Below are 14,318 nucleotides of genomic sequence, written 5' to 3'. Positions count from 1 at the left end.
TTCGCTACCGTGCCGCCGCTAGTCTGGTTCAGGAACAGGTGACACGCCCTGCAACTTGCGGCACTGTCGCGTTGTCTGACGCGATCTGCCGCCCCCCCCCTGACGGCCTGGTGCCGAGAGTACGTTGATGAAATTCAAAGCCTCCGCCTTCCTGCTGGCGTTCGCGCTGACCGCGCCGCTGGCGCTGTTCGCCCGCAACGACGCTCCCGCGCTGCCGGCCGCGTCGACCGCCGACCAGGCCACCACCGCCAAGCTGGTGTACGGGCTGCTCTCCGACAGCCGTTATGCCTATCGGCCGCGCGCGCTCGACGAGGCGACGTCGAAGGAAGTCTTCAAGAAGTACCTGGAGACGCTGGACGGCAGCAAGCAGTTCTTCACCCAGGCCGACGTGGACAAGTTCGGCGCGTTACAGGCCAGCCTCGGCGCCGATATCGCCTCCGGCCAGTTGGAGCCGGCGTTCCAGGTGTTCGCCGTGTACCGGCAGCGCGTGGACGAGCGCATCGGCTACGCGCGCAAGTTGCTCAAGCAGGATTTCGATTTCAACGGCAGCGAGAAGTTCGAGTACGACCGCAAGAACGTGCCGTGGCCGAAGGACGACCAGGAGCTGGACACGCTGTGGCGCAAGTCCGTGATGAACGACTGGCTGCGGCTCAGGCTCGCCGGCAAGAAGCCCGAGGACATCCGCAATACGCTGGACAAGCGCTACGCCAACCTCGCCGACTCGGTGAAGGAACTGAAGAGCGAGGACGTGTTCCAGTTCTTCATGAACGCCTACACCAATACCGTCGACCCGCATACCGACTACTTCACTCCGCGCACCGCCGAGAACTTCAACCAACAGATGTCGCTGTCGCTGCAAGGCATCGGCGCGCAGTTGCAGAAGCAGGACGACATGGTGGTGATCCGCGAGGTGATCCCGGGCGGCCCGGCCGCGGTGGACGGCACGCTGAAGCCAGGCGACCGCATCGTCGGCGTCGGCCAGGGCAAGGCCGGCCAGGTCGAGGACGTGATCGGCTGGCGCATCGACGACGTGGTGGCCAAGATTCGCGGCGACAAGGACACCCAGGTGCGCCTGGAGTACATCCCGGCCGAGGCCGGCGTGGACGGCAAGCACCGCCAGTTGCTGCTGACCCGGCAGAAGGTGCGCCTGGCCGAGCAGGCCGCCAAGGCCGAGACCATCAGCCTGCCGGCGAAGGATGGCGAACCGGCACGGCGCGTCGGCGTGATCAAGCTGCCGGCGTTTTACCAGGACTTCGAAGGCCGCCGCCGCAACGCCGCCGACTACGCTTCGGCGACCCGCGACGTGGCCAAGCTGTTGGCCGGTTTCAAGACCGACAAGCTGGACGGGGTGGTGCTGGATCTGCGCAACAACGGCGGCGGTTCGCTGGACGAGGCGATCGAGCTGACCGGCCTGTTCATCGAGCAGGGCCCGGTGGTGCAGGTGCGCGAATCCGGCGGCCGCGTCACCGTCAACGGCGACCAGAATCCGAGCGTGGCCTGGGACGGTCCGCTGGCGGTGCTGATCAACCGCGGCTCGGCTTCGGCCTCGGAGATCTTCGCCGGCGCCATCCAGGACTACGGCCGCGGCTTGGTCATCGGCGAAACCAGCTTCGGCAAGGGCACGGTGCAGAACATCGTCGACCTGGACCGCTGGCCGGCCAACGAGACCGACCGCTTCGGCCAGGTCAAGCTGACCATCGCCCAATTCTTCCGCGTCAGCGGCAGCAGCACCCAGCACAAGGGCGTGGTGCCGGACATCGCGTTCCCGGCCAGCGTCGATGCTACCGAGTTCGGCGAGAGCACCTATGATAACGCACTGCCGTGGACTCGCATCGCTGCGGTGCCGCACACCCAGTACGGCAACTTCGCGCCGCTGCTGCCGAAGCTGGAAGCGTTGCATGCCAGCCGCATCGCCGGCGACAAGGAATTCCAGTGGTGGGAGGAGGACGTGCAGCAGTTCCGCACCGAAGCGGCGAAGAAGTACGTGGTGCTCAACGAGGCCGAGCGTCGTGCCGAGCGCGAGAAGCAGGACGTGCAGCGCAAGCAGCGCCAGGCGATGCGCAAGCAGCTCGGCCTGCCGCTGGACCCGCTCGCCGACGACAACGGCGACGACGGTCTGACCGGCAACGAGCGCGACATCGTCAAGGACGCCGCGCGCGAGAAGCTGGTCGACAAGCGTCCGGATCCGCTGCTGCGCGAGTCGGCGGCGATCCTGGCCGATGCGCTGAACCTGCTGGAAAAGGACCGTCCGCTGTCGGCGCAGGTGCTGCCGCAGTCCAGCGGCCCGGGACGTTGGGCGGACTGAGCCGGCGCGCCATCGCCTAGCGGTGGCGTGCTTTTCGTTGGGTGTTCGCGCAGGCGCGCCATCGCCCGCGTTGCGCGCCGCCGTGCGCCGGGGCGCTCTGGAATGGTGGCCAGCGCGGCGATGGCCGACCGCGCTGGAGCGGCTTCAGCCCCGACAGGCGGCCCTGCCGCGTTGACAGCCCTGTCGTCGTGCGCACCGCGCCGATCGGAACTGTCCTAGCCCAGCACCTGCCACAACTGCTGCAGGCCCAGCGCCAACAGGGTCAGGAAGAACACGCGGCGGAACGCCTCGGTGCAGATGCGCCTGCGCAGGCGCCCGCCCACATGCCCACGGCGGTCGGCAGCAGCGCCAGCAGCGAGGGCGCGAGCGCGCCGTTCGCGAAGGCTCCATGCCACGCCAGCGCCGCGGCCAGCGCCAGCGTGGCGGTGAAGAAGCAGTGGCCCAACGCGCGCATCAGCGTCTTGCGCGGCAGCTCCAGCGCGACCAGATAGGGCAGCGCCGGCAGTACGAACACGCCGGGGGCGCCGGTCAGCAGGCCGGTCGCCAGCCCGGCCGCCGGGCCTGCCCAGGGCTCGTGCCGTGGCGGCAGCCGGCCCTGCCAGCGGCTCAGGCCGAGCAGCGCGTACAGCGCCAGCAAAGCGCCGAGCCCGGCGCGGGCCAGCGCCGGATCGGCGCCGGCCAGGAGGTCGGCGCTGAGCCAGGTGCCGACCACGATCGTCGCCAGCAGCGGCCACAGCCGCCGCAACAGCGCCGTCGCGTCGGCGCCCCAGGCCTGCTGCAGGTTGGTCAGCAGCGAGGGCAGGGCCAGCAGCGCGGCCGCCTCGGTCGGCGCCAGCCACAACCCCAGCAGGCCCATTGCCACGGTCGGCAGCCCGGTCCAGCGACGTCCTTGACGAAGCCGGCCAGGCAGAACACCGCGGCGATCGGCAGCAGATGGGAAGCGAGCATGTCCATGCCGGCAGCATCGACCGTGCGCCGGCAGCGGACAATGCGCGATTGCTTCAGGCAGACGTCGGCGACGGCGACGGCTGGAGCGGCCATGCACCTGGATTTCATCGACTTGCGGCTGTTCGCGGCAGTGGCCCAGGCCGGCAGCATCACTGCCGGCGCCGAGCGCGCCGCGTTGTCGCTGGCCGCCGCCAGCGCCCGCATCCGTGCGCTGGAACTGCAGGCCGGGGTGGCGCTGTTCGAGCGCGGCCGCCGTGGCGTGAGCCTGACCGCCGCCGGCGCCGCGCTGTTGCGGCATGCACGACAGTTGCTGCGCCAGGCCGAGGCGATGCGTGCCGAACTGGGCGAGCACGCCGGCCGCGATCAGGCCACGGTGCGGCTGCTGGCCAATACCGCGGCACTGTACGAATGGCTGCCCGAACTGCTGGCCGAGTTCCTGGTCGCGCATCCGCGCATCGACCTGGCCTTGCGCGAGCAGGGCAGCATCGCGGCCGCCGATGCGGTGCGCGAGGAACGCGCCGACCATGCCGACCTACGCGCGCAACCGTTTCGGCAGGACCGGCTGGTGCTGGTGGCGGCGGCCACGCATCCGCTGGCGCGGGCGCCGTAGCTGCGCCTGGCGCAGCTGTGGCAGGCGCAGTTCCTCGGCCTGGCCGACGACAGCGCGCTGCAGCACCACCTGCGTACCCAGGCCGCGCGTGCCGGCGGCCGTTTGCGCATCCGCGCCCATGTGCATGGCATCGAGCCGCTGTGCCGGATGCTGGCGCGCGGCGCCGGCGTGGCGATCCTGCCGCTGGCCGCGCTGGCGCGGGTCAGCGTGCGCGAGCGGCTGGCCGCGGTGCCGCTGCACGAGCCGTGGGCGCCGCGCCAGCTGTCGATCGTATGGTGGCCGGCGCCGGCGATGCGTCAGTTGCTGGACTGGTTGTGCGCGCACGCCGATGGCGGACCGGCCGCGCCCGTGCAATGACGCGTGACGCGTTGGCGCAGGAAGGGGCGGGACTCAGTGCGGCCAGGCGAACTCGGCGACGACCGGGAAGTGATCCGACGGCCAATGCCCCTGCGGCCGCGCGTCCAGCGTGGCGAAGCGGGTGGTTCGCAGTCCGCGCGACAGGATCCAGTCGATGCGCCGATCCGGATGGCCGGTGAAATCGTGGAAGGTCGCTTCCGGCCCCTGCGGCTGCGCTGCCTGCGCGCGCGCGTCGGCCAGTGCGGGGACGAGCGTGCGGTAGGTGGGCGAGTCCGGTGCCGTGTTGAAGTCGCCGACGAGCACCACCGGCACACCGGCAGGCAGGACCTGCAGGCGCGCCAGGATCAGCGCAGCGCCCTTGGCGCGCGCCGCCTCGTCCTCGTCGCGATAGGGCAGGTGGGTGTCGAACAGGTAGAAGCGGCGGCCATCGGCGATGCGCTCGAACAGCCCCCAGTTCACCATGCGCGGCAGCGGGTGGCCCCAGCTGATGCTGCCGACCACCGCCGGCGTGTCCGACAGCCAGAAGTCGCCCGAGTCGATGCGTTTCAGTCGGCGGCCGTCGTAGAACACGCCCATGCGCTCACCGTCCTCGCGGCCGTCGCGGCTGCGGCCGAACCAGCGATAGCCGGGCAACTGCGCGGCCAGGTAGTCGGCCTGCCGCCCGACCAGTTCCTGGGTGCCGACCACATCCGGATGCTGCGCGCGGATCAGCGCCGCCAGCGCGCTGCGGCGGATCTCCCAGCGCCTGTCGCCATCCTGGTCGACCGGCACGCGCACGTTGACGCTCATCACCTTGAGCGTGGCTTGCGGGCGTGCCGGTGCCGAGGCGAGCGCTGCGCTCAGCGCTAGCAGCAACGCCAGTGGACGCGAGAGCAACGGGGATTTCGGCATGGCGGCGTGTCTTGCGCTGAGGGGCCGCGCCAATGGTGACATGCGGACGTGAAAGGCAGCCAGCCGCCGGCGCGTCGCGAGTTCGGGATAGCCCGCTGCGGCGCGACAGCCGGGCGCCCGACGGCGGAAGCGCGCGCCGGCATCGGCATCGCTGTCCTCGCAATCGATGACCAAGCCAGCAAGGCGACTGCGATGGGCCGTGGCCGCGCGCTCCTGTCCGGGGAAGCACGGGGCTAGAGCATTTTCGATTCTAGTATGTTCAGAAATCGGAGTGTTGTGGAGCGACTTCAGTCGCGAATCAATTTAAATTCATAGCCTTTAGTGACTGAAGTCGCTCCAATAAATGTAGTCATTTGAATCGAAATTTATCTAGCGCGCGCAGCGCGCACATGACGGTGCGCGACGCGCACGTTCAAGCTTGAACGCGCGTAGGCGCGAGGCACGCAACGCAAGCCGTCGCCGCGTTGCGCAGGCAGCGGCGAAGACGCGGTCGCCGCCGCGAACCGCGCCAGATCCCGCTGCCGGTGCTGAAGGGCTCGCTGAAGAACCGCCACGTGTTCGATCATCCGCTACGCAGCCTGCGCGGGCGCACCATCGCCTCTGCTTTCCACTTCGAGTTCAGCTTCGGCGACCTGCCCGAGGTGCGCGGCGGCGGCGATGCCGACAAGGCGCGCTGGGTGCCGGTCGGCGAAGTGCTGGGCATGGGTCCGAAACTGTTCGAAGACCACCTGCACCTGCTCGAGTTCTTCCTGGGCCGCGGTTGACCGCGGCGTTCCCGGCCGGCGGACAGACCGCCGGCCTTCCCCCGACGCGAAGGAGCTTCCCGTCATGCAATGCCTGAACAACCTGCTGCTCGACACCGACAGCTACAAGGCCAGCCACTGGCTGCAGTACCCGGCCGGCACCGATGCCACGTTCTTCTACATGGAATCGCGCGGCGGCGTCTACGACCGCACCGTGTTCTTCGGCCTGCAGTCGATCCTCAAGGAGGCGCTGGGCCGCGCCGTCACCCATGCCGACGTCGACGAGGCGCGCGACCTGTTCGCCGCGCACGGCGAGCCGTTCAACGAGGCCGGCTGGCGCGACATCGTCGACCGTCTCGGCGGACAGCTGCCGATCCGCATCCGCGCCGTGCCCGAGGGCAGCGTGGTGCCGACCCACAACGCGCTGATGACCATCGAGTCCACCGACGCGCAGGCCTACTGGGTGCCGTCGTACCTGGAAACGCTGCTGCTGCGCATCTGGTATCCGGTCACCGTGGCCACGGTCAGCTGGCACACCAAGCAGACCATCCGCCAGTTCCTGGAGCGCACCAGCGACGATCCGGAAGGGCAGTTGCCGTTCAAGCTGCACGACTTCGGCGCGCGCGGCGTGTCCAGCCTGGAGTCGGCGGCGATCGGCGGCGCCGCGCACCTGGTCAACTTCCTCGGCACCGATACCGTGTCCGGACTGCTGCTGGCGCGCGCCCACTACCACGAGCCGATGGCCGGCTACTCGATTCCCGCTGCCGAGCACAGCACCATCACCAGCTGGGGCCGCGAGCGCGAAGTGGACGCGTACCGCAACATGCTTAGGCAGTTCGGCAAGCCGGGCGGCATCGTCGCAGTGGTCTCGGACAGCTACGACATCTTCCACGCGATCCGCGCGCACTGGGGCACCACGTTGCGCGCGGAAGTGATCGCGTCCGGCGCCACGGTGGTGATCCGCCCCGATTCCGGCGACCCGGTCGCGGTGGTGCACCAATGCCTGGAACTGCTCGACGAGGCCTTTGGCCACAGCGTCAACGGCAAGGGCTACAAGGTGCTCGACCACGTGCGCGTGATCCAGGGCGACGGGGTCGACCCGACCAGCATCCGCGCCATCCTGGAACGCGTCACCAGCGCCGGCTACGCCACCGACAACGTCGCCTTCGGCATGGGCGGCGCGCTGCTGCAGCGGCTGGACCGCGACACCCAGAAGTTCGCATTGAAGTGCTCGGCCGCCCGCGTGGACGGTAGCTGGATCGACGTCTACAAGGCCCCGATCACCGACAACGGCAAGCTCAGCAAGCGCGGCCGCATGAGCCTGCTGCGCCATCGCGAGTACGGCGGCTATCGGACCGAACCGGTGCCGGCTGCGGTCGCGTCGCCGGATGGGTTGGCGCGGCCCGCCGGCTACGAGGACGCGATGGTCACGGTGTGGGAGAACGGCCGCTTGCTGCACGACTGGACCCTGGCCCAGGTGCGTGCGCGCGCGAACGCGGCGCGTCTGTAGGCGCCGCGGTAGATGTCCCATGTTGCTCGCCGCCGCGCTGGAAGGGCGGCGCGGGCTGGGCCTGGAGATCGATGCGCCGCGCGCGGCGTTGGCGCGCGAGCGGCTGCAGCGGCTCGGGTTGGACGCTGACAATACGGGTCGGCGCGCTGCCGCAGTTCGCGCTGGATGTGCCGGACGAGTTGCGCCTGACCAGTGCGCCGTACTTCGGCGGCGCCTGGCCGGGCGCGGCGGCGCCGGGTCAGCGCTACGCCAGTGCCGACTATGCCGCCTGCCTCATGGCCTGCGCGCGGTCTTCCACGCGGTCGGCCGTTGCCTGCGCGGCGCCGGCTTCTGCGTTGCAATGCTGGAGAACGTGGTGATCGACGGCGCGTTGGCGCCGCCGCCGGCCCTGGCCCTGCGCGACGCCTGCGATTACCTGCATGCCGAACGCCGCGATCGCGGCGGCGGCCTGCTGCAGCTGGACCTGTCGCCGCGGCGGGCGCTGGACTGGCTAACCGCGGGATGAGCGCTGGCGGCGGCATCAAGACCACCTCGACACGCTTGCGGCTATGCTTGTCTGGTTCGTCATCCCTTCGGTCCACGGCCATGTCCGCTTCTTCCAACGTCCTCGCCTTTCCTGCGCTCGTGCTGGTCGCGATCGGCCTGAGCGGCTGCTTCAACCGCAAGCAGGACGGCCTGGTGAAGGAGACCTTCAATTCCGACAACACCTATTCGCGCAGCTACCCGCTGCAGCCGGCGCAGGCCTGCGAATCGGCACGGCGCGCGCTGCTGAGCCAGGGCTACGTCGTGTCCAAGGCCACCGCCGATGCGGTCGAGGGCACCAAGAACTTCCAGCCGAACCAGGAGTCGCACGAGCAGCTGGAGCTGCGCGTGTCGTGCGTGGCGCACGGCCAGGACGCATCATGGGTGTTTGTCAGTGCGCTGCAGGACCGCTACGCACTGAAGAAGAGCGCCACCTCGGCCAGCGTCGGCGTCGGCGTGCTCGGCTCGGTGTCGCTGCCGGTGGGCAGCAGCGACGACTCGCTGGTGCGGGTGGCCAGCAGCACGGTGCAGGACAGCGATTTCTACAAGCGCTTCTTCGAGCGCATGGCGCAGTACCTGCCGAAGGCCAAGCCGGCCGCGGCCGAACCGTCGTCGCCGGCGGCCATGCCCAGGCCCGCACCGACGCCTGCGCCTGCGCCGACGCCAGGGCCGGCCGCGACCGAGGACGGCGCGGTCGCGCCCGCCGCCAACGGCGGCAGTGCGCCGCGCTGAGCGTTTACGCACGGCATCGGAAGCTGAATAGAGGCGTTTCCGCTTCACGATTCATTCGCGAACGCGATGCAAAGGTGGCGCCTGCCGAGCGCGCGATGCGTATCGGCATGCAGCGGCCAGCCACCCAGGAGCAGACCTCATGAATAATCTCAAATCCGCGTTGTGTCTCACCGTGCTCGCCGTCGCCACTGCTGCCGCACCATTGGCGCAGGCGCAGCGGCACTATGGGCCCGAAGACGCCGGACGCCGCTTCAACGACGGCACCCGCGTGCACTGCAAGAAGGTCGCGGTGCAGAAGAACAACACCGACCCGAACCGCATCGGCGGCACCGTGGCCGGCGCGGCGATCGGCGGACTGCTTGGCAACCAGGTCGGCAAGGGCGACGGCAAGAAGCTGGCCACGATCGGCGGTGCGGTCGCCGGCGGCGCCACCGGACGCTACATCCAGGGCCAGCGCCAGCAGTCCAACGGCAACCGCGTGGTCGAGACCGTCTGCAAGCGCTACTGAGGCCGGGCCGCGATGGGCCATCGCGGCGCAGCGCCAGCGAGCAACGCAAACGCCCCGGCGGGTCATGTCCACCGGGGCATTTGCGTTGCGGCGCCCGTGCGGCGTCGGCCAGGATCGAAACCCGCTAACGGCCGACCAGCGCGCGCAGCGCGCTTTCCAGTTCCGGGTGGCGGAACACGTAGCCCTCTTGCTGCGCCCGCATCGGCAGCGCGCGCTGGCTGCCCAGCAGCAGGTCGGCCATCTCGCCGAAGGCCAGGCGCAGGGCGGCGGCCGGGAGCGGCAGCAACGCCGGCCGGTGCAGCGCGTGGCCCAACTGCCGGGCGAAATCCGCATTGGTCGCCGGCACCGGCGCGGTGGCGTTGTAGGCGCCGTCGCCGCCATGCTGCAACAGCCACAGCAACAGCCCGACATGGTCGTCGCGGTGGATCCAACTCATCCATTGCTGGCCGTCGCCCATGCGCCCGCCCAGGCCGAATCGGAACGGCGGCAGCATCCGCGCCAGCGCGCCGCCGCCGCCGCCGAGCACCACCCCGGTGCGGATCAGGCTGGTCCGCACGCCCAGCGCCTGCGCGCGCAGCGCCTCGGCCTCCCAGTCGCGGCACAGTTGCGCGGGAAAATCCGCGCCGGCATGGCTGTGCTCGTCGAGCAGGTCGTTGCCGCGGTCGCCGTAGTAGCCGATCGCCGAACCGGAGAGCAGGCACGCCGGGCGCTGCGCCGCGTCCAGTTGCGCGATCCAGTCGATCAGCGCGCGCGTGGTGCCGATGCGCGAGGTGCGGAAGCGGCGCTTGCGGGTCTCGTTCCAGCGGCCTTGGCTCAGCGATTCGCCGGCGAGATTGATCACCGCGTTCGCCGTTGCTGCGCCTTGCAACGTTTCGAGCGCCTGCACGCCCGGCAGCGCGCGCGCCGCGCGCGCCGTATCGCGGGTGAGGACGCTGACTTGGTGCCCGGCCTGGAGCAGGGCGGGGCACAGCGCGCGGCCGATGAATCCGGTGCCGCCGGTGACCAGGACATGCATGACGACGTTTCCGCGAATGGGAGCGGCAGTGTAGGGCTGCCCGGTATTGCAGCGGGGTGAACGCATACGCGCGGTCGCCGCGCGCGCCACGCGTGCCGCACGGCGGCGCGCAGCTTCGCGGCGCGTGCACGACAGCTGCGGCACGCTCCGCCTCCGCGCGTTGGAGCGCGGCCACCAGACCGTTCGCATCCTCCATGCTCGCGCCATGACCGCCCCGACCGCCATCCGGCCATCGCCGCGCCGCCGCCATGCGGGCTTGCGGTGGCTGCTGATGCTGGCGCTGGCCAGCGGCGGCGCGCTCGCGGCGCCGCCGGAAGCGGCGGACCAGGCCGGTGCCGACTGCCTTGCCGCGCTGCTGCGCCAGCTCGGCTGGCGCATCGGCAGCACGTCCGATGCACAGCCGCGGCTGCTGCCGGGCACGCCGTGCGTGCGCACCTCGCTGGCCGCCGCGCACGCGCATGGCGATCTGCAGGTGGCGCTGCCGGTGCGGTGGAACGAGGCGCAACGCCGCCAGACGCTGCGCGCGCTGCTCGACGCGCCGGCCACGCGTTGTGGCTACTTCCTGCTGCTGGGCGCAGCCACCCAGCGCGCGGTGGCGCGCCTGCAGGACAACCCCGGCTACCGCTTCTCCGCGCTGCAACTGGGCTGGATCGGGTTCGGCCCGGGCGGCGCGCGCCGGCAGGGTTGGCAGCGCTTCCGCAGCTTCGGCCGCGGCTACCGCCCGGTGCACGGCAACGCGCGTGCGCTCCAGGCGTTCTACACTGGCCGCGTGCGCTCGGAGTGCGGTGTCGGCCGGCAGATCGCACAGCTGGCCACGCAACGCGAGCTGTACGGCGACGCCGGCTTCGACCGCGAGTTCAGCCCCGGGGAGCTGTCGATCGGCACCTTCCTCACCCTGCATCAGACCGACAGCATCCTGCTCGGCGCGCATGCCGGCGAGTTCTTTGCCGATGGCAAGGCGGCCAAGACCTCGCAGCTGGGCGCCGCCGCCTTCCTCGGTGCACCCGGCTTCATTGCCCACGTGTTCGAACGCCGCTACCTGGACGACATCAACAATCAGGCGGAGAACTTCGTGGTCGCCGCGGTCAGCGCCGAGGCGGCGGCCGCGTTGCGGCAGCACGGCGGTTTCGCCTACTACGACCGCAGCAACCGGCGCATCTGGGAGCTGGCGCAGGCGCTGCGCGGGCCCGGCCGCGAGCGCTTCGAGGAGCTGCTGTTCGCGCGCGACCCGATGCTGCGCGCGACGCTGTCGCCGGCGCAACGCAGTGCCCTGGCGCAGATCGACGCGCTGCTCGACGACCCGTTCTACCGCGGTTTCGAGGTGTATGTGCATCCCAAGGGCCGCAAGCCGATCGGCTACCACGTGGCGCGCCTGCTGGACCGCAATCCGCGCACGCCTTTCGCGATCGACCTGGCCCTGCATAACCTGCATACCACGCTCTACCGGCGCTGGCGCGACCACCAGTTGCAGGCCTGCGCGCAAGCGGCGCAAGCAGGTGCCCCTTAGCGGTGCGTCATCCAGGGTGCGACGCTTCGTGCGATCCTGATGCCCCTTACTTCGAGCTAGGACACGACGCATGGAACTGGGACTTGTAGGGCTGGGCCGGATGGGCGCGAACATGGCCGAGCGGCTGGTGCGCGGCGGTCATCGCGTGGTCGGTTTCGACCTCGGCGAGGCGGCGCGCAGTGCGGCGCAGCAGCGCGGGGTGGAAACCGTCGCGAGCATGGCGGCGCTGATCGCGGCATTGCCGGCGCCGCGCGCGGTGTGGCTGATGGTGCCGGCCGGCAAGATCGTCGACGCCACGCTGGCGACGCTGCTGCCGTTGCTGGCTGCCGGCGACGTGGTCGTGGACGGCGGCAATTCGTACTACAAGGATTCGATGCGCCGCGCCGCCGACCTGGCCGCGCACGGCATCGCCTACGTGGACTGCGGTACCAGCGGCGGCGTGTGGGGCCTGAGCGAAGGCTACAGCCTGATGATCGGCGGCGACGCGGCGGCGGTGTGCCGCCTCGACCCGCTGTTCGCCACCCTGGCGCCGGCCGCCGACGCGGGTTGGGCGCGGGTCGGTCCCAGCGGTGCCGGCCACTTCACCAAGATGGTCCACAACGGCATCGAGTACGGAATGATGCAGGCCTATGCCGAGGGCTTCGCGCTGATGGCGCGCAAGCAGGAGTTCGAGCTGGACCTGCACCAGGTCGCCGAGGTTTGGCGCCAGGGCAGCGTGGTGCGCTCGTGGCTGCTGGAGCTGTGTTCCAATGCGCTGGGCGACAATCCCGCGCTGGCCGGGATCGCGCCCTATGTCGAAGACTCCGGCGAGGGCCGCTGGACGGTGGCCGAGGCGATCGACCTGAACGTCGCCGCGCCGGTCATCACCTTGTCGCTGCTGGAACGACTGCGCTCGCGCGACGACGATTCGTTCACCGACAAGCTGCTGTCGGCGATGCGCAACCAGTTCGGCGGGCACCCGATCAAGCACGAGACTCACGGCTTGCCGCCATCCGGGGCCGCGGCCGGCTGAGCCGCGCCGGGCTCAATCCAGCGCCAGCGTGCGGCCTTCGGCGGCGCTGCGCTGGCCGAGTTCGAGCAGCCGGATCACCGCCAGCGCCTGTGCCGCGTCCACCGGCGCGGCCGCGCGGCCGGCCATGGCCTCGCGAAAGCCGGCATAGCAGTGGCGATAGTCGCCGCGTTGCGTCGGTAGCGCGTGGGTGGCGGTGTTGCCGTTGCCGGCGGCCAGGGTCAGCTGGCCGGCGGCCGGGTCTTGGCCCCACTGCGGCGCAGCCGGGGTGAGCCCGGCGCGCAACTGCGCCTCCTGCGTGTCCAGCCCGTGCTTGAGGTAGCTGCCGCGGTCGCCATGCACCGCGAAGCGCAGGCCGTTCGCCGCGACCAGCGAGCCGGCATGCAGCACCGCGCGCAGCCGCGGGTAGCGCAGCACCGCATGGAAGTAGTCCGGCGCCTGCGCGCCATGGCGTTGCAAGGCCAGGTCGACCTGGATCGCCACGGGCGGGCCGAACAGCTGCAGGGTCTGGTCGAGCAGGTGCGGGCCCAAGTCGAACCACAGGCCCGAACCGGGCAGCGCATGCTCGCGCCAGCGGTCGCCGACCTGCGGGCGGTGGCGGTCGAAGTGCGAGTGGAATTCGGCGACCGCGCCCAGCCTGTCCTCGTCGAGCAGGCGCTGCACGGTGAGGTAGTCGCCATCCCAGCGCCGGTTCTGGAACACGCTGACGATGCGCTCGGCGCGTTGCGCCTGTGCGGTCACTTGCCGCGCTTGGTCCAGGTCCAGGGTGAACGGCTTGTCCACCAGCACGTGCTTGCCGTGGGCCAGCGCCGCCAGTGCCAGCGGCGCGTGGGTCTGGTTCGGCGTGGCCACCACCACCGCATCGATCTGCGGGTCGGCGAAGGCCTGCTGTGGGTCGGCGACGATGCGCGCCTGCGGATGGGCCGCGGCGGCGGCGTGGCGGCTGGACACGATGGTGTGCAGTCGCAGGCCCGGCGTATGCGCGATCAGCGGCGCATGCAACACGCGGCCTGCATAACCATAGCCGAGCAGGGCGAGATTGAAAGGATGGTCCATGGCGTCGGGGCTCGGGCGGGGGAGGGCGTCAGTATCGGCCAGCAACCGTCACGCAGTGTGCACGCATTTCACGCTGCCGCCATTTGCCGGTCACGTGGCTTGTACGCAGCAGCGCAGACACTTCGCACCACACTTCTACAAGGAAAAGAGGACAGCATGAAAACGCACACGTCTCGCACGATGCTCGGTACCGCACTGGCATTCGGCCTGACCCTGGCCGCAGGCCAGGCGCTGGCGGTCGATCCGCCGACCGCTGCCAGCAAGGACCATGGCAGTATGGACCATGACAGCATGAAGCATGACAGCATGAAGCATGGCTCCAAGAAGCCGGTCGCCGACACCTGGATCACTACCAAGGTCAAGGCCGATCTGCTGGCGACCAAGGACGTTTCCGGCACCGACATCAAGGTCGAGACGCTCAACGGCACGGTCAAGCTGTCCGGCGCAGTGGAGAGCACGGCGCAGCGCGACAAAGCCATCTCGGTCAGCAAGATGATCGATGGGGTAAAGAAAGTCGATGCATCGGGCCTGAAGGTGGCCGGCGCCGCCAAACGCTGATCCGGCGCCATCCATCCGTAGCGGAGGCGGAGCCAGAGACGAGGCGC

The 14,318-nt window shown here is 70.2% G+C and carries 11 protein-coding genes and 3 pseudogenes; 10 read left to right on the top strand and 4 right to left on the bottom strand.

From position 1 onward, the window contains the following. Positions 1-127 precede the first annotated feature (127 nt). The gene (locus tag G4Q83_RS17070; RefSeq protein ID WP_128419722.1) at positions 128-2,305 is read left to right on the top strand and encodes a carboxy terminal-processing peptidase; all 2,178 of its coding nucleotides are present in this window, start codon (positions 128-130) and stop codon (positions 2,303-2,305) included. 215 nt (positions 2,306-2,520) lie between these two features. Here G4Q83_RS17070 and G4Q83_RS17065 read toward each other — a convergent pair. After that, a pseudogene (locus G4Q83_RS17065) lies at positions 2,521-3,259 on the bottom strand (TSUP family transporter). 85 nt (positions 3,260-3,344) lie between these two features. Here G4Q83_RS17065 and G4Q83_RS17060 point away from each other — a divergent pair. After that, positions 3,345-4,220: pseudogene (locus tag G4Q83_RS17060) on the top strand (LysR substrate-binding domain-containing protein). Positions 4,221-4,253: 33 nt separating this feature from the next. Here G4Q83_RS17060 and G4Q83_RS17055 read toward each other — a convergent pair. Next, a complete protein-coding gene (locus tag G4Q83_RS17055; RefSeq protein WP_128419721.1) occupies positions 4,254-5,111 on the bottom strand; it encodes an endonuclease/exonuclease/phosphatase family protein in 858 nt (285 codons plus the stop codon). 485 nt (positions 5,112-5,596) lie between these two features. Here G4Q83_RS17055 and G4Q83_RS17050 point away from each other — a divergent pair. The 5 genes and pseudogenes from G4Q83_RS17050 to G4Q83_RS17025 form a co-directional block, all read left to right on the top strand. Continuing rightward, positions 5,597-5,875 (top strand): annotated as a pseudogene (locus G4Q83_RS17050) (bifunctional nicotinamide-nucleotide adenylyltransferase/Nudix hydroxylase); the annotation flags it as partial. A 64-nt stretch (positions 5,876-5,939) separates the two neighbouring features. Then, positions 5,940-7,364: a nicotinate phosphoribosyltransferase gene (locus tag G4Q83_RS17045; protein ID WP_128419720.1), complete on the top strand. Its 1,425-nt coding sequence runs from the start codon at positions 5,940-5,942 to the stop codon at positions 7,362-7,364. A 19-nt stretch (positions 7,365-7,383) separates the two neighbouring features. Next, positions 7,384-7,869 carry a hypothetical protein gene (locus G4Q83_RS22670; protein WP_221893091.1) on the top strand — a complete coding sequence of 162 codons (486 nt, stop codon included), beginning with the start codon at positions 7,384-7,386 and terminating at the stop codon, positions 7,867-7,869. An 80-nt stretch (positions 7,870-7,949) separates the two neighbouring features. Next, positions 7,950-8,618 carry a DUF2242 domain-containing protein gene (locus G4Q83_RS17030; protein ID WP_246432138.1) on the top strand — a complete coding sequence of 223 codons (669 nt, stop codon included), beginning with the start codon at positions 7,950-7,952 and terminating at the stop codon, positions 8,616-8,618. Between the two features lie 139 nt (positions 8,619-8,757). After that, a complete protein-coding gene (locus G4Q83_RS17025) occupies positions 8,758-9,126 on the top strand; it encodes a glycine zipper 2TM domain-containing protein (RefSeq protein ID WP_128419718.1) in 369 nt (122 codons plus the stop codon). 124 nt (positions 9,127-9,250) lie between these two features. On the opposite strand, the gene G4Q83_RS17020 is transcribed toward G4Q83_RS17025, so the two are convergent. Next, complete coding sequence (locus G4Q83_RS17020) at positions 9,251-10,141, bottom strand: TIGR01777 family oxidoreductase (protein ID WP_128419717.1); 891 nt, start codon at positions 10,139-10,141, stop codon at positions 9,251-9,253. 205 nt (positions 10,142-10,346) lie between these two features. Here G4Q83_RS17020 and G4Q83_RS17015 point away from each other — a divergent pair, with 205 nt between their 5' ends. Both G4Q83_RS17015 and gnd read left to right on the top strand, forming a co-directional pair. After that, positions 10,347-11,648, top strand: a complete 1,302-nt coding sequence (locus G4Q83_RS17015; protein ID WP_128419716.1) for a hypothetical protein — start codon at positions 10,347-10,349, stop codon at positions 11,646-11,648. A 70-nt stretch (positions 11,649-11,718) separates the two neighbouring features. Continuing rightward, complete coding sequence (gene gnd / locus G4Q83_RS17010; RefSeq protein ID WP_128419715.1) at positions 11,719-12,660, top strand: phosphogluconate dehydrogenase (NAD(+)-dependent, decarboxylating); 942 nt, start codon at positions 11,719-11,721, stop codon at positions 12,658-12,660. Positions 12,661-12,672: 12 nt separating this feature from the next. Here gnd and G4Q83_RS17005 read toward each other — a convergent pair whose 3' ends face one another. Continuing rightward, positions 12,673-13,713, bottom strand: coding sequence for an oxidoreductase (locus tag G4Q83_RS17005; RefSeq protein ID WP_128419714.1), 1,041 nt, complete (start codon positions 13,711-13,713; stop codon positions 12,673-12,675). Positions 13,714-13,869: 156 nt separating this feature from the next. Between G4Q83_RS17005 and G4Q83_RS17000 the strand changes: the two genes are divergently transcribed. Then, complete coding sequence (locus G4Q83_RS17000; protein WP_128419725.1) at positions 13,870-14,271, top strand: BON domain-containing protein; 402 nt, start codon at positions 13,870-13,872, stop codon at positions 14,269-14,271. Positions 14,272-14,318 lie beyond the last annotated feature (47 nt).

Origin of the sequence: Xanthomonas theicola (assembly GCF_014236795.1) — a bacterium.
GTDB lineage: Bacteria > Pseudomonadota > Gammaproteobacteria > Xanthomonadales > Xanthomonadaceae > Xanthomonas_A > Xanthomonas_A theicola.
This window is presented reverse-complemented; position numbering and strand designations above follow the sequence as displayed.